Genomic DNA, 22,972 nt, shown 5'->3' on the forward strand with positions numbered 1-22,972 from the left:
GCGTTAGAAAATAAATTCTTTCGCCCTGCATAAAAAAATAAAAGTGGGAGGTAACGTAACATGGCTGAAAACAAGGTAATAATCTGTGCTGCTCTGGCGGGTGCCGCCACGATGAAAAACAATAACCCTTCTGTTCCCTATACACCTGAAGAATTCGCAATCGAAGCTGAAAAATGCTACAACTCAGGCGCTGCAATGGTGCATGTCCATGCGCGCCAGGATGACGGCTGGCCGACTCATGACCATGCAAGGATCAAGGAGACTCATGACGCGATCAAGGCAAGATGCCCCAAACTTATCGTCAACATGAGTTCCGCCGTCGGCATGGGCAAAACTCCCGAACAGCGCATAAGCCAGATCGTACATGTCAATCCTGAAATGGCGTCTCTGAATACCAACACGATGAATTTCTCAGTGCTTGACCGAAAAACAGGCGCAATATTCATAGATTTTATATTTGAAAACACATTCACCATGCTCCAGGATTTCGGCAAGGCCATGGAAGCCCAGAAAACGAAACCTGAGATCGAGATATATGACATAGGCGGTCTCGACAATGTTCTCCTTATAATGAAGCAGGGCTTTTTCTCCCAACCCATGAATTTCAACTTCGTATGGGGCGTTGTCGGCGGACAAGCCTTCAGGCCCGATGCGTTTGTAACCATGTACCACGCCCTTCCGGCAGGTGCCAACTTCACTACCTGCGGTGTCGGTATTGAACAGTTCCCGGCAAATATGATGAGCTGCCTCATGGGCGGTCATATGAGAGTAGGGCTTGAAGACAATACCCGCATGCCCGATGGTGAAATCGCCAAAGGTAGCTACGAGCAGGTCGAATGGGCCGTCACGGTTGCGAAATCTCTTGGAAGAACTCCTGCGACACCTGATGAAGCAAGTTCAATAATGGGTACGACCAGAAGATAGAACCAGGCTGCTGACAAGCTATCAGGCTGATAAGCGGAATCCGCGCAGGTTTCCGCTTCCAAGACCTATAGTTCGGCAGCTGTGTTCTCAAGGTTTCTTTCAAATTCACAGGAGGTCTTTATGAAGGAGAATCTGGGGCAGATTTTCAGGAGACAGGCTAAAAAATTCGGCAGCAGGCTTGCCGCCGAAAAGAGAATGGACGGAGTATGGCACGGTATTACCTGGGAAGAATACTATAAAGCTGCAAAGGAAATCGGACTTGGTTTATACAGCCTCGGGGTCAGAAAGGGTGACCGTGTTTCCATTTTGAGTACCAACAGGCTTGAATGGATTGAATCGGATATGGGTATAATCGGAATTGGAGCTGTTACGATACCCATATATCCGACAGTACCTTCATCTGAAGCGGGTTACATAAATAACAACTCAGATGCCAAAGTCTTCATTGCGGAAAACAAAGAAGCTGCCGATAAAGGTCTCGACACAATAGGGCTGTGTCCCGAGCTTTTAAAGATAGTCGTCATTGACACACGCGGCGTTGATATGAATGACAACAGGCTTATGAGTTTTGAAGAACTCAGAACGCTTGGTGCCGAACTGGACAAGAAAGAGCCGGGTCTTTTCGAAAAGCTGACAGATGCTGTAAGTGTGGATGATCTTGCCACATTTGTCTATACATCCGGCACGACAGGGCATCCGAAGGGCGCCATGATAACGCACAAGAATATTCTTGCCGTATTTGACGGTCTTGGCAAGATTGTCCCTGCCGACGAGACGGATGAAACGGTTCCATTTCTGCCGCTGTGTCATGTTTTCGAGAGAATAGCAGGACATTTCTACGGCATGAAGGTCGGCATCACCTCGCATTATGCTCAGGATTTCAACACAATCGTCGAAGACATACAGGCCAAGAGGCCGACAATCATTCTTGCCGTGCCCCGTGTGTGCGAAAAGGTCTATGCAAAGATACAGGCCCAGGTCAAGCAGCAGCCGCCGCTGATGCAGAAGGTCTTCAAATGGGCTACAACAGTAGGCGCACAGGTGAGTAAATTAAAAGAGAAGAAGCAGTCGATCCCGCTTCTTCTGAACATTCAGTATAAGATTGCATATAATCTTGTTTACAAGAAAGTCGCTATGGCGCTGGGCGGCCGTGTGCGCTGGATGACTGCTGCAGGAGCGCCGCTGTCCCGCGAGATTGCCGATTTCTTCAATGCTGCGGGCGTATTTGTAATCGAGGGTTATGGCATGACCGAAAGCACTGCACCTGCGACTCTCAACACGATAACAGACTACAAGCTCGGTACGACCGGCAAGCCGCTTCCGTGCAATGAAATCAAGATCGCTGACGACGGCGAAATCCTTATCAAGGGCGATAACGTCATTCAGGGCTACTGGAAAATGCCTGAACAGACAAAAGAGGCCTTTACCGATGACGGCTGGCTGAAAAGCGGTGATATAGGACATCTCGATTCAGACGGCTTCCTGGTAATAACGGACCGCAAGAAAGACCTTATCATAACCGCAGGCGGAAAAAACATAGCACCTCAGAATATCGAGAACATGTTCAAGCAGGACCCTCTGTTCGAGCAGGTCATAGTAATCGGCGACAACCGGAAATACCTTGTTTCGCTGTTCAACCTGAACCACGAAGAGAGTGCACGTATAGCAAAACAGGCGGGCATAAGCTTTAATAATCCTGAAGAACTGTTTGATAAGAAGGAGTTCTTAAACCTGGTTGACAAACATGTTCAGGATCTCAACAGAAATCTCGCAAGGGTTGAAACCATAAAATACTACAGGGTGCTCAAAAATACATTCTCGGAAGCCACAGGCGAACTGACGCCGTCGCTCAAGGTTAAGCGCAAGGTGGTCATGAACAAATACAAGGATATCATCGAGAGCATGTATCCGGTTGACGGAGAATAAATAATTTCAAATTTCAAATTTGAGATTTGAAATCACAAATATACAGGAGGTTAGTGTGGACATTTTAGAACAGGGAATTGGGGAGCTTTTCACGGATCCCGATCCGGACAAGGCAAGGCTGCACTTCCGCCACAAATCGCGGAAACTGGAAAACAAGCTCATGCCTCTCAAGGAAGCGATTGATAAGTACGTGAAGGACGGCGAATATCTCGCCATAGGCGGTTTTGGCGCAAACAGAGCACCGATTGCCGCTTGTCATGAGATTGTCCGGCAGGGAAGGAAAAACATGGGATTCGCAGGGCACACGTCCACCCATGATTTTCAGATTCTGGCTGCGGGCGAGGTTTTCAACAGGTGTGATGCCGCTTATATAATAGGCCTGGAAGCAAGGGGACTTTCCAATGTTGCCCGCAGGTATATGCAGAGCGGCAAGGTTCAGGTCACCGAATGGAGCAATTACAGCCTGGCGGCAAGACTCAAGGCCGCCGCTATGGGTGTCCCGTTCGTACCGACCAGAAACCTGATGGGAACCGATACCTTCAAGTACAGCGGCTGCAAGGTAGTTGAGTGTCCCTTCACAGGTAAAAAGATTGTGCTTCAGCCCGCCCTCTATCCGGACATATCGATCATTCATGTGCATGAAGCCGACATATACGGCAACTGCCGCATAAAGGGCATCATGATTGCCGATGACGATCTGGCAAGGGCTAGCAAAAAGCTCATCATTACATGCGAAAGGCTTATTCCCAATGAAGAAATCCGCCGTGATCCTACAGCGACGAAGATACCTTACTGGCTGGTGGATGCAGTCTGTGAAGTGCCTTTCGGCGCATATCCGGGTAATATGGCTTATGAATATTTCTCGGATGAACAGCATCTGAAAGAGTGGATGCAGACCGAAGAGGACCCCGAGAGGTTCAAGGCCTTCATGCAGAAGTATATTTATGGCTGCAAAGACCATTATGACTATATCGAGCTCAACGGCGGCATACACAAGATAATCGAACTGAGACTGAAGGAACACATGCTTCACAAGGAGGTGACCAATGGCTGATTACAATACCATGGAGCTGATGATTACGGTTGCCTCGCGTGAACTTGAAGACGGCGCCACGGCAGGAGTCGGGACGGGTGCCCCTTGTGCGGCGGCCATGCTTGCACAGAAGACTCATGCGCCGAACCTTGTTATCATGTTCGAGGCGGGCGGTGTAAGCCCGATCCTGCCTGAGATGCCGATCTCGGTCGGCGATTCGCGCACATTCAACAAGGCCATTATGGCAACCAGCATGGCTGAGATTATGGAGACATGCTGCCGGGGTTTTGTCGACTACACATTTCTGGGCGGAGCCCAGATCGATATGTTCGGCAATCTCAATTCGACGAAGATTGGAGGCGACCACCAGAAGCCGAAGGTTAGACTGCCGGGTTCCGGCGGGGCCAATGATTTCGGATCATTCTGCTGGAAAATGATGGTCATGACTGTCCAGGATGCGAGACGTTTTGTTGAAAACATCGATTTCATCACTACCCCCGGATGGATCAAAGGCGGCAATTCCCGCTATGATGCCGGTTTGCCTCTGGGAACCGGGCCTTATAAGATAATCACGAACATGGCTGTCATGGACTTTGAACCCGAGAGCAAACGCATGAGGGTCATATCCATCAATCCCGGCTATACATTCAAGGATGTGCAGGAAAACTGCGGATTCGAGCTTTTGCAGATTCCCAAGATAAAGGAGACAAAAGCACCGACTCACCATGAATTGTCGATTCTTCGCGAGCAGGTCGATCCGTACAGATACATAATTGGAAGATAGTAAAAAGCTAAAAGCTGTCGAGCTGTTAAGCAAAAATGCAAGTCAATTTCTTTGCGGCTTGATAGCTCATTAGCTTAACAACCAATCAGCTAAATTGGGAGGATAATATGTCAGGCAAGGTAGGGATAGTAGATATTGCCATGACAGCAGGTGCGCCAAGCCATGAGAACTTTCTCGACATAGTGTTCAGGGTCTGCAGGGAAGTTCTCGACAAGGCTGGTGTAAGCCGCGACGATGTTGGAACGGTCATCAGCTGTTCATCGGACGTTTTCCATTCAGGAATGAGCTGTGCGAATGCATACTACTGGGATGCAGGAGCTGCCTTGCTCAAAAACGGCAGCCGCCAGGATGGCGAAGGACTCTTTGCTCTTGCATACGCAGCAATGCGGATAATGAGTGGTAACTATGAAACGGCACTGGTCCTCGGTGTTTGCAAGGGCTCTGAAAATCCTGAAAATGACGTAATAACGCATTTCTATACCGACCCGTTTTATTTGAGACAGTTGGGTCTTAACGAAACAATAGCCGCTGCGCTCCAGAAACGGGAATACATGGAACGTGCAGGCATTACCCAGGAACAGTGCGCGAAAGTCGTTGTCAAAAACCTGGGCAATGCGCTCGGCAACCCGTATGCACATATCAGAAAGCGCATTACCGTTGATGATGTCCTGGCAACGGAAATGGTAATGGACCCCATCCATTCTCTGGAGGCGGGCCCCAAATCCGATGGCATAATAGCAATTCTTCTTGCAAACGAGAAAAAGGCCAAGCAGCTTACGAAAAAACCCGTATGGCTAAAAGGTTACGGTTCATCCCTGGACAGCTTTTACCCGGGCGACCGCGACCTCTTGAAAGGCCAGCTGCCCAATGCCGCAAAGCGAGCTTATGACATGGCAGGCATCAAGAATCCCAAAAAGGAGATAGATTGCTTCGAGATAACCGAGCCCTACGCCTTCCAGGAGCTTCTGTGGTGCGAAGACCTAGGGCTTTGCGGCAAAGGCGAAGGCGGCAAGCTCATCGATAAGGGCACTACTTCAATGGCAGGTGCAATGCCGGTCAACCCTTCGGGCGGAACGCTCGCCATGAATCCCTATATTTCACGCAGCCTGTACAGGCTTGCAGAATGCGTCCTTCAGATAAGAGGACAGGCGGGCGAGCATCAGCTGGACCGCGAGGTCAAGACAGCTCTGGCGCACGGCACGCACGGTTTCGCCGGACAATGCCATGCCGTTGCGATAGTGGGAGCATAGGAGGCGGCTATGGGAAGACCAGTTGCAATTATCGGAAGCGGACAGACAAACCATGGCAAGCGCTTTGACGTCAATTATCCCGAGCTTGTGAACGAAGCGGTCGAAGCCCTTATGGAGAACACGGGTATTGACCTCAAGGATATCGACGGTGTTGTTTTCGGCACCATGCCCTCCATGATGGAAGGGGTGGCGCTTACTCACTTCTATTTCGCCGATGTTCTGCGTGCCGTTGGCAAGCCGATTCTCAAGACCGAGACATGCGGTTCGACCGGGATATCGATAGCCATTACCGGCTATTACTGGGTGACATCCGGCATGGCGGACCTGGTCCTCGTAATCGGTTCCGAGAAGATGAACGAGGGTGATTCACAGTCGACCATGACGTCGATACTCGACCCGTTTTACCAGAAGTATTTCATCTCAGGCGCGCCGGGCATATTCTCCATGCAGTCTCAGGAGTGGTCCAAGCGTTTCGGCATTCCTGAAGAAAAGGTCAGGGCCGCTGCGACAAGGCTGTCGATAGACCATCACAATGATGCGTTCGATAATCCACACGCGCATATCAAACAGCATCTTACCGAAGAGCAGGTCAATACCGCCCGCATAATCACATACCCGGTCAGGCTATGGGATGTATGTCCTGCATCGGACGGTGCATGCGCCATGCTGATCGCATCCGAAAAGTATGCCAAGAAGCTCGGCAGGAAGGCGGCATGGATAAAGGGCGTAGGTTACTGCGGCGAGGAATACTGGTTCGGCGATTCGGACAAGGTAATCTGGCAGTCGGCGATACAGGCGTCGAGACAGGCTTATAAAATGGCCGGTATAAAAAACCCGCGCAAGGAACTCGACGTGGCTGAGGTCTATAATCCGTTCACCTTCCAGGAACTGCTCTATTACGAATGCTTCGGGTTCTGCGATTTCGGCACCGCATGCGATTACACCCTCAAGGGCGTATTCTCAAGAGAAGGCGAACTGCCCTGCGACCCGTCCGGGGGGACGCTCTGCACAAACCCCATCGGTGCAACGGGTCTCAACCGTGTGGCTGAGGCGGCCCTGCAGGTGACGAATCAGGCAGGGGCGCATCAGATTCCAAATGCCAAAACGGCACTGGCACACGCAATGGGCGGAGTCGATCAGTACAACGGCGTCATGATCGTAAGCTCGGTGAAATAGGGGGGATGCCATGAAAGAATATAAAACAATTTCGAATACGATGACGCTGCCCCATAAATACGGGGCAGGGCCTGTCATAACAAAATTTTATGACGGTCTGAGGCAGGGGAAAATTCTTGCGAACACATGCCCTCATTGCAAGAAAACATATGTTCCGGCCCGTTCGTTCTGTCCGGGATGCCTTGCCAAGATGGACAAATGGGTCGAGCTTTCGGGCAAGGGCGAGGTTGTTTCCTGGGCTTATACTGATAAACCCTTTTTCGGCTCGCCGTGTGAACCTCCTTTCATAACGGCACTGATAAGACTTGCGGGGACCGACTGTGATTTCCTGCACCTGATCGGCGGCGCGGATCTGAAGACTCTGTCCAGAAAGCTCAAAAAAGGCCTCAAGGTCAAAGCCGTTTTCAGTGATGATAAAAAAGGCCATATGCTCGACATCAAATACTTCGAGCCGGTACGTTAGGGGGTGTGTGATGGCGGAACAGATCAGAAAAGAATGCGATGTCGTTACGGACGAAATATCGGTCGACTATGAGATTGCCTACGGTCCTACGTGGATCAAGTTTTTTGACGGGATGAAGGAAGAGAAGATTCTCGGCAGCAAATGCGCAAAATGCGGAAGGATACTTGTGCCGGCGCGTTCATACTGCCCCCGCTGCTTCGTGGAAGTAAACAGCTTTATCGAGGTTGCCCAGGAAGGTGCAATTGTCGCCTGGGCGCTGACCGAGTACGAATACTTCGGAATGCCCACCAAACCGCCGTTCATAGGGGCCCTTATCAGGCTGGACGGCACCGATTCCAACTTCCTTCATCTGATCGGCGGCATCGACCTGTCCGATTCGGAGCTCGTGCGCAAAACAGTTCAGAACGGCATGAAAGTGAAGGCCGTCTGGAATGAAGACAAAAAAGGCCACATCATGGATATAAAATATTTCACACCGGTCAAGTCCGGGAAGAGCAAATAAATTGAACACGAAACTCTCCCTATCTCCCACCCCTCTTTCCCACATGGGAAAGAGGGCCATGTCTTTAATCAATCCGCGCCAAGACGCGGATTGATTAAAAGATATAGCCTCCTCCTGAGAACAGGAGGGGGATGGGGGAGGTTGAGTTCTTGATTCATAATACAGGAGGGAAGGAATGGATTTCACGTTAACAGACGAACAGAAGATGTTTCGGGAGACGGTCTATCAGTATGCCAAGAAGGAGATAGCACCCTTGTGCGAAGAGGCCGACCTCAAAGGGGAGTTCAGTTTCGAGGTGTGGAGGAAACTGGGTGACATGGGGCTTCTGGGGCTTCCTTTCCCTGAGGAGCTCGGGGGCTCGGGTGCGGATATTGTTTCATGCTGCCTTTCCGGCGAGGCGTTAGCCCATGCGGGCGTCGACGGCGGCCATCTGCTGGCGCTCGGCGCGCATACTTATTTATGCGCTGCGACGCTTTATCATTTCGGGACCGAAGAACAGAAGAAAAAATATATACCCAAACTTGCTACCGGCGAATGGATAGGCTGCATGGGGCTTACCGAGCCGGGTGCGGGATCTGATGCAGCCAGCATGAGGACAACGGCGGTCAAGAAGGGCGACAAGTATATTCTGAACGGTTCCAAGACTTTCATAACCAATGCCCCGGTAGCTCAGGTCATGGTTGTCTACGCCTCTCTTGACAAGTCAAAGAAGCATGAAGGAATCACCGCATTCATAGTCGAGAGGGATTTCAAGGGATTCTCCACAGGACAGCCTTTCCACAAGATGGGCTGCAAGTGCTCGACCACCTGCGAGGTCTTTTTTGAAGACTGTGAAGTTCCCCTGGAAAACTGCCTTGGAGGCGAGTTCAAGGGATGGAACATGGCGCTTTCCTCAGTCGAATGGGATCGCTGTACCCTGCTTGCCCCGTTCCTCGGGACTGGGCTCTTCGCGCTTGACGCATGCGCCAAGTATGCGAACGAACGTGTCCAGTTCAAGAAGCCGATCAGGGAATTCCAGGCCGTGCAGAACAGGATAGCTAATATAAAGATATTCAACGAGGCGGCAAAGCTCGCCATATACCGTGTCGCATCGTCTAAGGACAACGGGCAGATGCTCAATCCTCTGCTTGCAGCGGTCAACAAGATGTATGTCGGAGACCTGGGCTGTGAGATGGCCACGGACGCTGTAATGGTGCACGGCGGCTACGGCTTCATGCATGAATACCCGGTCGAGCGCAATTACCGCGATGCAAGGCTCGGGACAATCGGCGGAGGGACTTCGGACATCATGCGCATGATAGTTTCGCGCATCATGCTTATGTAATGGGGGTGGATAATGATAGATTATGAACTTAAAGAAGGTGAAGCTCTTCTCAAGCTTAAAGCGCTTGATTTTGCAGGAAAAGAAATAGCCCCGAATGCTGCGAAACTTGATACGGCCTCAAAGGCTGAAGCGGCGGATATGATGAAGAATAACCTGAAAAAGCTTGCCGCCGCAGAATTGCTGGCTCCGGGAATAAGTGAGGACGGTATTGACCTTATCAGCCATTTTGTGGTCGGCGAAGAGATTGCCAAGGCATGCGCGGCTACATGGCTGAGCGCGAGGACTACCGGTTTCAGATGTGCCGGGGCGATTGCGCTTTTCGGAACGGCTGAGCAGAAAGCGAAATATCTGAATGCGCTTATCAAAGGTGAAATCACGGGCGCAGTCGCATATACCGAAAACGGTGCGGGGAGCGACCTTAATTCGATTTCAGCTGAAGCCTTTATGGATGGCGGTGAATGGAAGATCAACGGCACGAAGGACCTTGTTATAAATGCCCCAATTGCAGACATATTCCTGATTCTTGCATGGACTGACAGGAATGCAGGTCAGGCTTCAATGTTTATAGTCGAAAAAGGGGCAGCAGGTCTGAAAGTTGGAGAAGCGGTTCAGACGCTCGGCATATGCGGATGCCCGGTTGCGCCCGTTATTCTGGAGAATTGCAGCGCTGCCGGTGTTCTCGGTGGAGATGCAGGAAAGGGTATTGCCCAGGTCACGAAGATCCTTGAAATGGGGAGAATCGGTGTTGCCGCACTTAGCGTAGGCATCGGGACGGCATGCATGGAAAAGTCAACAGCCTGGGCGAAATCCCGCAAGGCGTTCGGAAAGCCGATCGGCGCCTATCAGGAAGTGGGCTTCAAGCTGGCCGACATGTTCACATTCAATGACCTGGGAAGGGCGCTTGGATTGCGCGCTGCCTGGGCGTTCAACAATAAGGAGAACGAGGCAGAGATACTTGCTGCATGCGCCAAGGTGTTTTCAGGTGAAGCGGTCACTAAGATTGCAAACTGGGCGGCCCAGGTCTTTTCAGGACACGGATACGTCAAGGGCTCTGAAATCGAAAGGCTCTACCGTGATGCGCGTTTCTGTGAATTCTGCGAAGGCACGTCGGAAGTTCTCCGTACGGTCATTGCGCAGAACGAACTGGACAAGTTCAGAGGGGTATAAAAGATAGGAGACAGGAGTAAGGAGTAAGGAGATAGAATAAAAAACTGTTCTGGTTTTCTTCTTACTCATGGCTCATGTCTGCTGAATACTTAATCATTACTTTAGGGAGGGAAGGATATGTCATTCGATGCAAAGTTTGTCGGCCGGAAATACGGGCCCATGACCTATGAAGTGGGCAAGGAAAAGGCAAAGGAATATGCTCGCGCGATAAAGAGCAATGACCCGCATTATCTCGACGAGGATTTTGCGAAGGGTACGAAATACGGCGGCCTTATAGTTCCTCCCACCTTCGCGGTTGTCTATTCGGGGCTTCTGTGCGGGCCATTCTTTCTTGACCCCGAGCTGAAGATCGATTTCGCCATGCTGGTCCATGGAGAGCAGGCCTTCGAATTCTTCGAGGTGGTCAGGCCAGGTGACGTGATAACATCCTGGGGTACTATTTCAAAGGTCGAGAACAAGGAAAAGCTCGATGTGGTGTCGTTCGAGGTGCTGGCAAAGAACCAGAACGGTACGGATGTCTGCAAGGCAACCTATACGTTTGCAATAAGGAAAAGGGGGTAGGTCATGGCTGTTGACATTAAGAACCTCAAGGCTGGAGACACCTTCACTGCGAAGGAGGAAGTGGACAGGTACCGTACAATCCTTTATGCAGGCGCGTCAGGCGATTTCAACCCCATTCATATCGATCCCGAGTTCGGACAGATGGTGGGCCTGGGCGGAGTGATACTTCACGGGCTCTGCACGCTGGCATTTACGGCTAACGCCATAACCAATTTCACCGGCGATCCGGGCATGCTGAAAAAGTACAAGTGCCGTTTTGCAAAACCGGTGCATCTGGGTGATGTCATAACGACCGAGGCGACGATAACGGATGTGTCGAACGGGAAGGCGACATTGACGCTCAAGGTGACGAATCAGGAAGGAACCGAAGTATTGACAATGGCGGAAGCCGAAATAGGATAGCAGCAGTACAGCGCGTGATAACTTCGCATGCCTTTGATTCGGGCTGTTGGCCCTCACCCTATGGGCGTTCCTGCGGAACGTCCAATTTCGTGATGCGAAATTGTGTTGCTCCTTGCGGAAACGTTGCGGCGTACGTCTAAGTACGCCTAGCATTTCCGCTTCGTCGCTCCTCGGTCTGCTTTGTTCTGACGCGCTGTGATCTTATCAATAATTAAAATGACAGTCTTGGTATCCTTCAGAAGGATTTGCTCTTTATTGTTTAAATTTAAGCCTATCCATATGATGATAATGTATAAATATTATTTTAGTCTTTGTTTTCCTTGAAAAGTTTATCGATGGACTCTTTTTCTGTCGGTGCTACAAATGAAAAGAATGGCGGTATTGGCTTTTTCAGCTGGAGAATGTCTGCAATACCCTTTCTTATAATCATCTGCTCCATTTCAATGTCAGAATGGCCCTGAGGATAATAACAAACGCGTTTAATATGGGATTTGTCGAATTCGTATCCAACACATTGAGACATTTGATATATTAATTCAGTTAACAAATCTTTACCTTTATTTGTCCATGCTTTATCTTCTTCAGCGGTTAAAGGTTCTTTTCTGGTTGTGGGTATACAAAGATGATCGTAATATATTTTCCAAGCCTCAACGACTTGTTTTGATTTTTTATCATCACCATAAAATTCTACGTCGATCCTGTTTAAGGACTCAACGTGAAGCGGCGATAATGTTGTTGCTCTTGTTGCCATTAAAGCACGGAATAAATCCAATCTTCTTTTCTTGCCCTCATTTCTTTTAGATATCAGTTCATTGATTTGAATAGCGATTAGTGGAGCCAATAAGATTGCTATTACTGAGAATATTCCTAAAATAATTGCATCTATTGACATATAATAGCCTCCGCAGCTTAATAATCTCTATAATCTATATAAAAATACGATTCATCAAGAATCAAGGTCAGGTCCCTTTTGTTCTTCATTCAAGTGCTTCAATATCCGCCAGATCCTGAAGGCGGCCGCTGGCTTTTTTGTTGATTTTAAGGCTTTCTATATCGATGAAGTTTACCGTGATGCCATCTATTTCGGTTTCAATCCGCTTGTCATAACAATCATTAAATTCAACTCCGGAGACTGAGCAAAGTATATCGATTCTATTGGGCGGATTACCCAATTGAATTGTGTGGCCTTCAGCGAGGAAATCGTTTTCTGTTAACCCCAGAGAACCGAAACCGAACTGATCGAGTGCCTTGATGATAGAAGCTGCATTTTCAGGCGACAGGGCGATCCATATGTCGATATCTTTTGTGTAACGGGGGTGTCCATGGACTGCCAGCGCATAACCGCCTACAACGAGATATTTGACCCCGTTACTTTTTAATAATTGTATAAACTCTTTGAAATCTCTGTTCAGCACCGTATCTCCATTGAATATATTCCTGTCTTATTTCTTCAAGTGCGGCAATCCGCTCTTCGATAGGTCTTGACTGCCAATACAGAAAATCATTTGAATCTTTTTCAGCAGTTACTTTCTTTGAATATACAGGCGATATGCTTCTGATCATGATTTTAATGTATCATAAAACAGCTCTCGTAACAATTTATTCCAGTATTCTAAGGTTAATGCAGAACCGTCGTCAGCCACCGCCGTTTTCGATGAATTATTGGTTGATCCTGTCTGCGGCTTTCTGTCTGATGTTGAAGAGATAAAAACGGGTTATCAAAGGTATGGAAGACTTCCAGCGGAAAGCCGAATTGGTAGTCGGCCGGATTGACACTGCTGCAGATCACCACGCTGTGTGCGGTGGCATCGGCCTGGTCTGGGACGCGCAACAGTTCTCCATATGCGTCGAACACCGGTGTTCCGCCGGTTGCCGGGTTCAACTCGATGGAGCCGCGATTCTGTTCTGCTGTTGCCGGAATTTTATCGGTTGTCCAAGTGATCGGGTTTATGGCAATGCCTCCCGGCCGTGTGACAGGGTTTGTGCCGCCGGGGACAGGGGCTTTCTTTTCCATGGTATTCGGTTGAGGCAGGTGCCATCAGTCAATGTGCGGCCAGTAAGTAGTCTATTGGCGTAATGGCATTATCCGGGTTGCTGCTGTCTCCGCATGCCGTCAATAAAAGTATTGTGAGGCTCAGGATGGCAAATAATGAAATTCTTGTCATGAAAACTTTTGGCAATTACCAGCTTAATCTTTTATCAAATCTGAAGCATGGGTGGACGATTTTTTCAGAAATAATCAAGTTTATATCTATTTCATGTCGATAAGCTTGAAGGAAAAAATAGAGACGGAGGTCATATGAAAAACCCAATTTTTTGGGCAGTTCTGACGGGTCTGGTATTCTGTTCGACAGTCTCATTTGCCGATTCGCCTGTTCCGAACCTTGTCGGAACATGGGTTGAGAAAAGCGATAAGGTAGTTCTGGTGAAAGGAGATAAAACACCATGGCAGGATAAGCCGGGTATATCCTGCGAAACCAGGATAATCGAGCAGAAGGGCCGTATAATTCACGGCGAGGCCATATTGCCTTCGGGGGTCGAAAAAATTGCGGGTATAATCGCGGCTGACAATAAGAGTGTCTATATGGTGGATGAAGATGGAACCATAGATTTGAAGATCATAAACAAGGACAAGATCCAGTTCGTACACCGCCATGTTATGAATAACGATTGCTCGGTCGTTGCCGGAACCTGGACGAGAAAAAAGTAGAAGCCTCTTGATTATCTTAATACCGGGCTTTCCATACAGATGACATCTATGGCTGGATGGCCCGGATATGTCTGGTGACACATCCGGATCTGTCAGGTGGATCGGGTTTTATGTCAAGATTATTGACTCGTCATGGGCGGGTGTGAGATAAACTGTATTATTGAAATAAAATATTTATGAGCGAGGTGTTAGATGACGTCAAATAAACTTGGGAAATATTTCGTGATTATTCTGATGGCTTCCCTGGCATTCATGGTCTCCTGCCGGGTAAAATCCGTTGGCCCCTGGCACCCCGAACGTACAACCTACCCGAGAACGATCTATAAGGCCGATCAGCTCGATGATATCAAGGCCAGACTCGGCCGGTTTCCCTATAATGAGCTTTACAGCCGGGTTCTGTTTCAGGCTGACCGTACTCCGGCGCCTCCGGCTGAGAAGTTTGATCCCCCGACTCAATTCGATAACGCAAACATTGCAAAATCCGCAGCCTTTGTTTTTGTTGTTAGCGGAAACGATGAATACAGGCAAAAAGCGATAGAAATACTTAAAACCGTTCCCCAGAAATTCGATACCCTAACCTTTGAACTTTTTGATCGCGACATAAATATTGCGGAAGCCCTCATGTGCTATGCGCAGGCCCTTGACATGCTGCTCGGCGCCGATGCCGTCAACCAGGCCGACAGGAACGTAATAGAAGACAGGCTGGGCAACATTACAGATAAATTTTTCAACAACTGGGCGGAACTTATCTGCGGGGCTTATGAGTTTGCCCGCAACAATCATCATACCAAAATGGCGTCGGCTTTCGGAATGATAGCAATCGTATTGAATAATCACCCCATGGCGAAAGTCTGGATAGATTACGCCATGAACGAAGTGGAAACTGATCTTGACAGCCTTGTCACCGCCGACGGCGGCTATGCCGAGGGTCCAAACTACTGGACGTATTCGGCCAGCAATGTGCTGCCGTTTGCATGGGCCTATCATCTGTTCAATAACGGCCAGACCGAGACCTTTACGGACAGGCCCTGCTATCTGAGCGGTCTGGGACAGAACGGAAAATCAGTTGCAGTCAAAGACTTTTTTTCCGACTGGAAAATCAGGGCCCTTTCCGAATGGATGATAAAGGTGCGGCAGCCCGACGGATTTACGCCGCCTGTTGATGATTCGAATTTAAGCGGGTACTATAATGCCATCATAGGCCAGGTTTACAGAGACGGTGTTTTCACCTGGGACTGGCTGACCTCCTCAGCATATATTAATTCACAGAGCTGCGCAGACCTGAGTGTCGATATGATCTGCATCTATGACGACAGCATCACTCCTGGGGAGCCATCATGGCAGCCGAGCATGATGATGAAAGAGGCCGGCAATGCGGTCATGAGAAGCGGCTGGGGCGCAGACGACACATACGTAATGTTCCTTGCCGAGAACGGCAGGGCGCGGACGAACGGTTACGGACATGAGCACCCTGACGGGCTCAGCTTCATACTTTATGCTTTCGGTAAAAGCCTTGCCATAGACAGCGGATATATAAATTATGAAAATCATGACCTCGTAAGATATGCAAAAAATCACAATCTCATTCTTGTCGACGGCAAAGCACCCGAGCCCGGTATGTATACCTCGGGCGGGGTCGATGCATTCTTCAAGGATTTCATGACGACGTCATTTATGGATTACTGTTCGGCCTGGACAGATTTCTCGGGAATCAGGCACAGCCGGTCGCTTCTGTTCCCTGACAAAAGGTATCTGGTTGTTTCGGATGATATCAAGAACAACGGGATACTGCTGCATACATATAACTGGCTGCTGCACGGAAACGGCGGAGGTTCCACCGGCGGGACATTCACTTCGGCTTCAGACGGCGGATTGTGGGTTAACGGCAGTGCCGCACTCAGGGCCGTGGTCGTTTCACCTGAAGGCAGCCTTAATCTGAGCACTTATGATGATTATCACGGCTTTGACTGGGGACAGGAGAAGAAACACTCCGTGCTCCGGGCCGATATCAGGGCTAAAAATGCACGCTATCTTGCGGTTCTGTATCCATTTGCCACTGGAACGGATGAACCTGAAATAAAACCTCTTAACGTAACTGACGGCAAGGCCATCACAATTGCAGAACCTGGAAATACTACTCTTGTAAGGATTCAGGCTGCTTCAAAAAAAGCTCAGTCATGGTCAATCGATGGGATAAGCGGCAAACCTGAATTTCCTGCAGTAAACAGCGATGCGGGGCTTATCCGGATTTCGGCAGGAAGCGACGGGACCATGAACGGGGTTTTCCTGGAAGATGCATCGAGCCTTATGATCAATGATACTTCAATAATGAGTTCTGAATCGAAAATCATACTTGCCCTGGCGTTCGGCGAAGGGATCATCAACGGCCATGTCATAGCGCCTTCAGGGACAAGCATCAATCTGTTTACAGGAGTAGCGCCCCTGTCTGTAGAGGGAGATACTGTGAGCGGATTTGTTTCACAAGGTCAGGGCATGACAAGGATTTCTTTCTCAGGCCAGGGCGATTTCACGGTCTACCTCTCTGGAAGTTCGATACTTAACAAGCTGATGGCTGAAAACAGAGTGAGTAATTTTTTATAAAGCATTATCTCAAGGCCCCCTGTTAACTATAACCGGGAAGACCGGGTTTGATTGCGCAATCTTCCGGGATGATGCCGTGCAGGAAGCGTTTGTCTGCTGATAAGTGATAAGGCATAATATCATTTTGTATTAAGAGGTCAAATTCATGTACTTGGCAGTATTTCTCACATACGCATAATGAAAAGCAAAATCTATATTTTTTTAAGAATGACCACCTGCCTGGTAATCCTCCTGTGCATCTTTTCTGTAGCCCTTCATTCACAACAGTTATACAGGGTCGAAGCAGATGCCTTATCTGTTTATTCTGACAGGCCGAATGATCCTGCCGCCAGGCAGGTCATTGCGCTTTATCCCTCGGTCAGGGCAGGGCTTGAAACAAAGCTTGTCTGGAAAGTGGATTTCAAACCGGCCGTATTGCTGGTGTCCGACCGCAGGATGTTCACTGAAATGTCGGGCAGTCCCCTGATCGCAGCATATGCCGTTCCTGAAAAAATGCTCATCGTCATTGACTTATCGAGAATGAACACTGAACCCTTTACCCTCGCAGCCACACTCGAACATGAATTGTGCCATCTCCTGCTGCACCGTTACATACACCCGGATAATCTTCCGAGATGGCTCGATGAAGGCGTATCCCAGTGGGTAAGCGGCGGGCTGGCCGAGATCGTTACAGGCAGCAGAAAGTCCGCACTCGGAGTGGCTGCATTGAGCGGGGGATTCATTCCGCTTCCTGCCCTTTCGCGCAATTTTCCCCTTGACGGGCGTTCTATGGCCCTGGCCTATGAAGAGAGCAAAAGTGTGGTTGAGTACATTATTGCAAACTATGGGAATAAAGGCCTCCTTGATATCCTTGATGCCATGAAAAATGGCAACGATGTTAGTGATGCAGTAGCCATGAGTCTGGGGGTGCCCCTCTGGAAGCTGGAAAAGGAATGGCGCGAGTCTCAGCGAAGCTGGGCGTCCGTCATCTCATTGCTGGTAGCTAATCTTTACACGATCCTGTTCGCATTCGGAGCACTTGTTACGCTGGCTGTGTACGTGCGCTTCATTATCAGGAAGAGGCGCATAAGAGATGAAGAGGAATATGAGTGAGCCCTTTATTCCTGCAATTTAAGCGGCATCACAGTGTTTTCTGATATGGATAAATATGTATTGCATGATAGTATATGCGGTACAAAGAAAATGTTGAATGCTTGATCAAATTTGAAAATATTTTCAGGAGGCGATTGATGGCAGATTTAATATCTTTCATGAAAACGGTGCTCGAGAAGAAATATCATGAAACCGCCCTTGCGGTAATTGATGCGGTTTATCATGATGTCCCCGGGATGCTTCTTAAGAATGAAGAGATACTGAAGAATTTTAATGAGATCCTGAACAGGAATAAAACAGCGGCTTTGGGATATTCCGCTTTTATGGCGCTGTTCAACCTGACCTCTCTGCCGCTTTATGGAAAAACATTCCTTAACCTTTCCTTACGGGAGCGTCATGAATTCTTGAAACGATTGATCGATTCCAGTTTTTTTGTGCCCAGAATGATCGGTGTCGGTGCCAGCTTTCCCTTCAAGTTCGGATACGTTTGCTCGGAGAAGGTTCATGCATCTTTAGGTGTTCCGTACAGGAAAGAAAAGGTGTGCCCCGAACCTGAACCCAGGTGGATGAGGCAGATAACACCGGCAACAGGCTTCGATTCCGATGAGACGATAGAAGCGGACGTGGTTGTGGTCGGAACAGGGGCGGGTGGCGCGGTCGTCGCAAAGGAACTTGCCGAAAAGGGTTTTGCCGTGGCCATCGTCGAATCCGGAGAGTTCTTCCGCAGGGAAGTCTTTACGGGAAACCCTCTGGATATGGTTCCCATGCTTTATAAGGGCAGAGGGATTACCGGCACGATAGGTAATGCCGTAATACCCATACAAAGGGCTAACGCGGTCGGCGGGACCACGCTTATAAATTCGGCCACATGCTTCAGGACGCCTGAAAGAGTACTGAAAGAATGGGTTGGCATGGGCCTCTCGGATTTTACGCCGCAAGTGCTGGAGCCATATTTCGAGCGGGTCGAGAAGACGATAAGCGTTCAGGAATGCGAGGCCAAATATATCGGACCCATAGGGGAGGTCATCAGGGACGGCTGCGCTTCTCTCGGCTACAGCTGCGGACCTCTCAAGCACAACATCATCGACTGCGACGGGCAGGGCGTGTGTACGCAGGGCTGTCCGAAGGACGCAAAGCAGTCGACTAATCTTACCTATATACCGAGAGCGCTCAACTCGGCGGCGCAGCTTTTTACCGGATTCAGTGCGGAAGACATCATCATCGAGGGAGGGCGCGCAGCGGGCATAAGGGCGGTCGGAAAGGGAAAAGACGGACGCAGGGTCATGCTTACATGCAGGGCGAAAGCCGTAATATTGTCCGCCGGCACGTTTGTCTCCCCGGTTATCATCCAGAAAAACGGTCTTGCCAGGGGAAGCCGCTGGGTGGGAGGCAATCTATCCATACACCCGTGCGTCTTCGTAGGAGCCATGTTCCCGGACAGGCACATGAGAAACGGCGAAAGCATCCCTCAGGGCTACATGATTGACCAGTTCGACGAGAAAGGGATGCGTTTCGAAGGCGGAACGCCGCCATTCATGGTCTTTTCGAGCCTGATGCCCGGCATCGGAAACGAATACCTAGAATGGGTAAAATCATATGATAACGTGGGCATATTCGGGTGCATGGTGAAGGATACAAGTACGGGTTTCGTAAAGCAGGGCCCGTTCGGTTCCACTCTGGCATACTACAACCTGTCCGGGAGGGATACGAAGAGCCTTATCGATGCGATTGTAATTCTCGGTAATGTGTATTTTGCCGCCGGGGCGTCGAAGATTTTCCTGCCTGTGTATAACAGGCCTGTAATCGAGAGGGCCTGTGACCTGAATTCCATTTACACAAGAGGCCTCAAACCAAGAGACCTTATGCTGAGCGCATTCCATGCAATGGGTACAGCCAGGATAGGGATTAACAGCAGTGTTTCAGCCTTTGATGCAAACCACCAGTGCCACTGGGTGCCCGGGCTGTATGTGGTCGACGGGAGCAGCATACCGACGAGTCTTGGCGTCAACCCCCAGGAAACGATAATGGCGATGGCGACAAGGGCTGCCGATAAAATCGCACCTGTGCTGGAGGGATAGATGAACCTTATAAAGATAGATGAAAAGACCTGCAATAATGACGGGATCTGCGCCGCTGTTTGTCCCGCCGGATTGATTGATATGAAAAAGGGAAAATTTCCTGAATCAATCGCTGGAGCGGATGAGCTCTGCATAAAATGCGGGCACTGCGTGGCATCCTGTCCGACAGCGAGCATTACCCATCGCCATGTGCCTCTGGAGAAGTGCCAGGCAATAAAAGATGACTTGAAGATATCGTTCGAGCAGTGCGGGCAGTTTCTCATGAGCAGGCGGTCAATAAGGTCATACAGGGACAAACCTGTCGCGCGTAAAGACATTCAGAAACTTCTGGATATTGCCGCTTATGCGCCTTCAGGCCACAACACCAGGCTTAACAAATGGCTCGTCATCGACAACAGGGACGAGCTTAAGAGGTTTTCCGGCATAGTTATAGACTGGATGCGCTTTATGCTTGAGGGTATGAGGGAGATTGCCGTTTCAATGCACATGGACAGAGCGGTCGAGAGGTGGGAAGCTGGAAAAGACGTTATATTGCGCAAAGCCCCGGTTGTTGTGGTGGCCTATGACGAGGCGGCAAACCCTATGGCGCCTTCAAGCTGCACGATCGCCCTTGCCTATCTCGAGCTTGCCGCACATGGCATGGGGCTTGGCGCATGCTGGGCAGGCTATTTCAATGCTGCGGCGATGACTTTTCCCCCGATGAAAAAGGCGCTCTGCCTTCCCGAGTCCTGCCAGAGCTTCGGGAGCATGATGATAGGCTATCCAAGGTTTGATTATGTAAGGATACCTTCAAGGAAAAAGCCGGACATCTCCTGGCGGTGAGCCTGGGCCGGAATTGAATGAAACGGTTTGTGCTCCGTTTCAAATCCTTACGCTCGATCTTTCAGTTTTATATCATAGTAGAAACATGACTGAAGGTGATCGTACCGCTGGCTGACAATAAAGAATGGTTATATTATTCATGAAAGCAAAAACTTTATGTCTGGCAATAATGGCGGACTTTGTTTAAAATCGCAATTCATGACATATCCTATGGCGGCAGATAATCTATTTCATGATTCCGATATCCTGATTTCAATAAAAGACCTGCATACGCATTTTTTTACGCCTGAGGGCACCGTAAAGGCGGTTGACGGGGTCAGCCTTGACCTTAGAAGAGGAAGCACGATCGGTATTGTCGGTGAAAGCGGATGCGGTAAAACGATGCTCTCGCTTTCCATCCTCAGGCTTGTCCCGCATCCGGGAAGAATAACCGGCGGATCAATCATTTTCAGAGGCGATAACCTCCTTGAGCTTACTGAAAAAGAGATGCGCGGCATCAGGGGTGACCGTATTTCCATGATTTTCCAGGAGCCAATGGCTTCTCTCAATCCCGTTTTCACAATAGGTTCTCAGATAGCCGAGGTTATACTCCTTCACCAGAAGGATCTGGCATCGAACAGAAAAGATGCCCTGAAAATCGCTGCAAACATGCTCGGTCTTGTCGGCATCCCGGAACCCGGCAAGCGTATGAAAGAATATCCGCATCAATTGAGCGGCGGCATGTGTCAGCGCGTCATGATAGCGATGGCGCTTGCATGCAAACCGGAACTGCTGATAGCCGACGAACCAACTACGGCGCTGGATGTGACCACTCAGGCTCAGGTGCTTGACCTGATGGATAAGCTCAAGGAAGATCTCGGGACATCCGTGATGTTCGTCACCCATGATCTGGGCATTGTCGGCCAGATATGCCAGGACGTGGCTGTCATGTACACGGGGAGGGTGGTTGAGTACGGGGATGTGGACATGATATTCAATAATCCGCTTCACCCGTATACGATTGGCCTGATGAAATCAGTTCCTGTTGCAGGTGATTCTGCCAGAAAAAAAAGGCTTTCAGCAATCCCTGGAACCGTACCCGGCCTTGTCGATATGCCCGAGGGTTGCAGCTTCATTCCCAGATGCGGCATGAGGATGGATAAATGCAGTATCGAACCGCCTGAAACAACACTTGAAGGCGGCCGCAGGATCAGGTGCTGGAGGTATGTTTGAACAAGCCTTTGCTCAGCGTAAAAGATATTAGAAAATCATACACGATAAGCTCCGGCCTTTTCAGGACCTCGGGCACGGTAAAGGCGGTTGACGGGGTTGACCTCGATATTTATCCCGATGAAACGCTGGGTCTTGTAGGTGAGAGCGGATGCGGCAAGTCCACCCTTTCAAGGCTGATACTGCTGCTTGAGAGACCTGACAGCGGGCAAATCACTTTTTCCGGCAGGGATGCACTGCGCGCAAATGCCCGGGAGCTCAAAGAAATCAGAAGGAGCATGCAGGTAATATTCCAGGACCCTTTCGGTTCGCTCAATCCCCGCAAAAAAATTCTCTCGATCATAGAGGAACCGATTCGCATTCACAGGATGTTCCCGAAATCAGAAATCAGGGACAGGGCATTCTCGCTGATGGAGATGGTAGGTCTCGGCAGGCATATGGCGGACCGCTACCCCCATGAATTTTCAGGCGGCCAGCGCCAGAGGATATGCATAGCCCGTGCGCTGGCAATAAATCCAAGGCTCGTAATCTGCGATGAGCCGGTAAGCTCTCTTGACGTGTCAATACAGGCGCAGGTGCTCAATCTGCTGACCGATCTGAAGGAGCGTATGGGCCTTTCCTACCTGTTTATCTCTCATGATCTTTCCGTTGTGGGGTATCTGTCCGACAGGGTGGCCGTAATGTATATGGGCAGAATTGTTGAATTTTCTTCAGCAGAGGATATCTTTGAAAGGCCGCTTCATCCCTATACCCGATGTCTGCTTGATGCAGTGCCTTCCATCAGGAACCGGGGGAAGAGGCCTGCCATAAAAGATACATCTGTAATGAACTTGACTGGCTGTGATTTTTTTTCCAGATGCCCGTATGCAACCGGCCGCTGCAGGGATGAAAAACCGGAACTCGAAGAAAAATCTCCGGGTCACCGTGTTTCGTGTTTTCTGTAAGACG

General features: G+C 49.6%; 23 protein-coding genes. 19 read left to right on the forward strand and 4 right to left on the reverse strand.

From position 1 onward, the window contains the following. Positions 1 to 60: 60 nt before the first annotated feature. The 12 genes from VIS94_07285 to VIS94_07340 all read left to right on the forward strand — a co-directional run bounded on the left by VIS94_07285 (position 61) and on the right by VIS94_07340 (position 11,512). Complete coding sequence (locus VIS94_07285; GenBank protein ID HEY9160869.1) at positions 61 to 924, forward strand: 3-keto-5-aminohexanoate cleavage protein; 864 nt, start codon at positions 61 to 63, stop codon at positions 922 to 924. A 120-nt stretch (positions 925 to 1,044) separates the two neighbouring features. Continuing rightward, positions 1,045 to 2,850 carry a long-chain fatty acid--CoA ligase gene (locus VIS94_07290; protein HEY9160870.1) on the forward strand — a complete coding sequence of 602 codons (1,806 nt, stop codon included), beginning with the start codon at positions 1,045 to 1,047 and terminating at the stop codon, positions 2,848 to 2,850. A gap of 55 nt (positions 2,851 to 2,905) precedes the next feature. After that, on the forward strand, positions 2,906 to 3,904 hold the full coding sequence (locus VIS94_07295; protein ID HEY9160871.1) for a CoA-transferase: 999 nt from the start codon (positions 2,906 to 2,908) through the stop codon (positions 3,902 to 3,904). After that, complete coding sequence (locus VIS94_07300) at positions 3,897 to 4,667, forward strand: CoA-transferase (protein ID HEY9160872.1); 771 nt, start codon at positions 3,897 to 3,899, stop codon at positions 4,665 to 4,667. The genes VIS94_07295 and VIS94_07300 overlap by 8 nt, the downstream gene beginning before the upstream one ends. A gap of 107 nt (positions 4,668 to 4,774) precedes the next feature. Further along, on the forward strand, positions 4,775 to 5,917 hold the full coding sequence (locus tag VIS94_07305; GenBank protein ID HEY9160873.1) for a thiolase family protein: 1,143 nt from the start codon (positions 4,775 to 4,777) through the stop codon (positions 5,915 to 5,917). A 9-nt stretch (positions 5,918 to 5,926) separates the two neighbouring features. Continuing rightward, positions 5,927 to 7,093, forward strand: coding sequence for a hypothetical protein (locus tag VIS94_07310; protein HEY9160874.1), 1,167 nt, complete (start codon positions 5,927 to 5,929; stop codon positions 7,091 to 7,093). Positions 7,094 to 7,103: 10 nt separating this feature from the next. Beyond that, entirely contained in the window at positions 7,104 to 7,556 is a 453-nt protein-coding gene (locus tag VIS94_07315; GenBank protein HEY9160875.1) for a Zn-ribbon domain-containing OB-fold protein, read from the forward strand. A gap of 10 nt (positions 7,557 to 7,566) precedes the next feature. Further along, a complete protein-coding gene (locus VIS94_07320) occupies positions 7,567 to 8,058 on the forward strand; it encodes a Zn-ribbon domain-containing OB-fold protein (protein ID HEY9160876.1) in 492 nt (163 codons plus the stop codon). Positions 8,059 to 8,233: 175 nt separating this feature from the next. After that, a complete protein-coding gene (locus VIS94_07325; GenBank protein HEY9160877.1) occupies positions 8,234 to 9,382 on the forward strand; it encodes an acyl-CoA dehydrogenase family protein in 1,149 nt (382 codons plus the stop codon). A gap of 12 nt (positions 9,383 to 9,394) precedes the next feature. Further along, positions 9,395 to 10,549 carry an acyl-CoA dehydrogenase family protein gene (locus tag VIS94_07330; protein HEY9160878.1) on the forward strand — a complete coding sequence of 385 codons (1,155 nt, stop codon included), beginning with the start codon at positions 9,395 to 9,397 and terminating at the stop codon, positions 10,547 to 10,549. A gap of 117 nt (positions 10,550 to 10,666) precedes the next feature. Next, positions 10,667 to 11,110 carry a MaoC family dehydratase N-terminal domain-containing protein gene (locus tag VIS94_07335; GenBank protein HEY9160879.1) on the forward strand — a complete coding sequence of 148 codons (444 nt, stop codon included), beginning with the start codon at positions 10,667 to 10,669 and terminating at the stop codon, positions 11,108 to 11,110. A gap of 3 nt (positions 11,111 to 11,113) precedes the next feature. Beyond that, a complete protein-coding gene (locus VIS94_07340) occupies positions 11,114 to 11,512 on the forward strand; it encodes a MaoC/PaaZ C-terminal domain-containing protein (protein HEY9160880.1) in 399 nt (132 codons plus the stop codon). Between the two features lie 304 nt (positions 11,513 to 11,816). On the opposite strand, the gene VIS94_07345 is transcribed toward VIS94_07340, so the two are convergent. From VIS94_07345 to VIS94_07360, 4 genes are all read right to left on the reverse strand, one after another. Then, on the reverse strand, positions 11,817 to 12,404 hold the full coding sequence (locus tag VIS94_07345; GenBank protein ID HEY9160881.1) for a DUF6680 family protein: 588 nt from the start codon (positions 12,402 to 12,404) through the stop codon (positions 11,817 to 11,819). A gap of 85 nt (positions 12,405 to 12,489) precedes the next feature. Then, positions 12,490 to 12,927, reverse strand: coding sequence for a DUF6036 family nucleotidyltransferase (locus VIS94_07350; GenBank protein ID HEY9160882.1), 438 nt, complete (start codon positions 12,925 to 12,927; stop codon positions 12,490 to 12,492). After that, positions 12,881 to 13,075, reverse strand: a complete 195-nt coding sequence (locus VIS94_07355) for a hypothetical protein (GenBank protein ID HEY9160883.1) — start codon at positions 13,073 to 13,075, stop codon at positions 12,881 to 12,883. The genes VIS94_07350 and VIS94_07355 overlap by 47 nt, the downstream gene beginning before the upstream one ends. A gap of 55 nt (positions 13,076 to 13,130) precedes the next feature. Next, entirely contained in the window at positions 13,131 to 13,526 is a 396-nt protein-coding gene (locus VIS94_07360; protein ID HEY9160884.1) for a hypothetical protein, read from the reverse strand. Positions 13,527 to 13,811: 285 nt separating this feature from the next. On the opposite strand from VIS94_07360, the gene VIS94_07365 reads away from it, so the two are divergent. The 7 genes from VIS94_07365 to VIS94_07395 all read left to right on the forward strand — a co-directional run bounded on the left by VIS94_07365 (position 13,812) and on the right by VIS94_07395 (position 22,968). After that, entirely contained in the window at positions 13,812 to 14,222 is a 411-nt protein-coding gene (locus VIS94_07365) for a hypothetical protein (protein HEY9160885.1), read from the forward strand. A gap of 192 nt (positions 14,223 to 14,414) precedes the next feature. Beyond that, positions 14,415 to 16,823, forward strand: coding sequence for a heparinase II/III family protein (locus VIS94_07370; GenBank protein ID HEY9160886.1), 2,409 nt, complete (start codon positions 14,415 to 14,417; stop codon positions 16,821 to 16,823). A 177-nt stretch (positions 16,824 to 17,000) separates the two neighbouring features. Beyond that, positions 17,001 to 17,915 (forward strand): peptidase MA family metallohydrolase, encoded by a 915-nt coding sequence (locus VIS94_07375; protein HEY9160887.1) that lies wholly within the window; start codon positions 17,001 to 17,003, stop codon positions 17,913 to 17,915. Between the two features lie 137 nt (positions 17,916 to 18,052). Further along, complete coding sequence (locus tag VIS94_07380; protein ID HEY9160888.1) at positions 18,053 to 19,993, forward strand: GMC family oxidoreductase; 1,941 nt, start codon at positions 18,053 to 18,055, stop codon at positions 19,991 to 19,993. Then, entirely contained in the window at positions 19,994 to 20,815 is an 822-nt protein-coding gene (locus tag VIS94_07385; GenBank protein ID HEY9160889.1) for a nitroreductase family protein, read from the forward strand. A 210-nt stretch (positions 20,816 to 21,025) separates the two neighbouring features. After that, entirely contained in the window at positions 21,026 to 22,027 is a 1,002-nt protein-coding gene (locus VIS94_07390; protein HEY9160890.1) for an ABC transporter ATP-binding protein, read from the forward strand. Further along, positions 22,024 to 22,968 (forward strand): oligopeptide/dipeptide ABC transporter ATP-binding protein, encoded by a 945-nt coding sequence (locus tag VIS94_07395; GenBank protein HEY9160891.1) that lies wholly within the window; start codon positions 22,024 to 22,026, stop codon positions 22,966 to 22,968. The genes VIS94_07390 and VIS94_07395 overlap by 4 nt, the downstream gene beginning before the upstream one ends. Positions 22,969 to 22,972: the final 4 nt, after the last annotated feature.

Source organism: Desulfomonilia bacterium (genome assembly GCA_036567785.1).
In the GTDB taxonomy this organism is placed as follows: Bacteria; Desulfobacterota; Desulfomonilia; order UBA1062; family UBA1062; genus DATCTV01.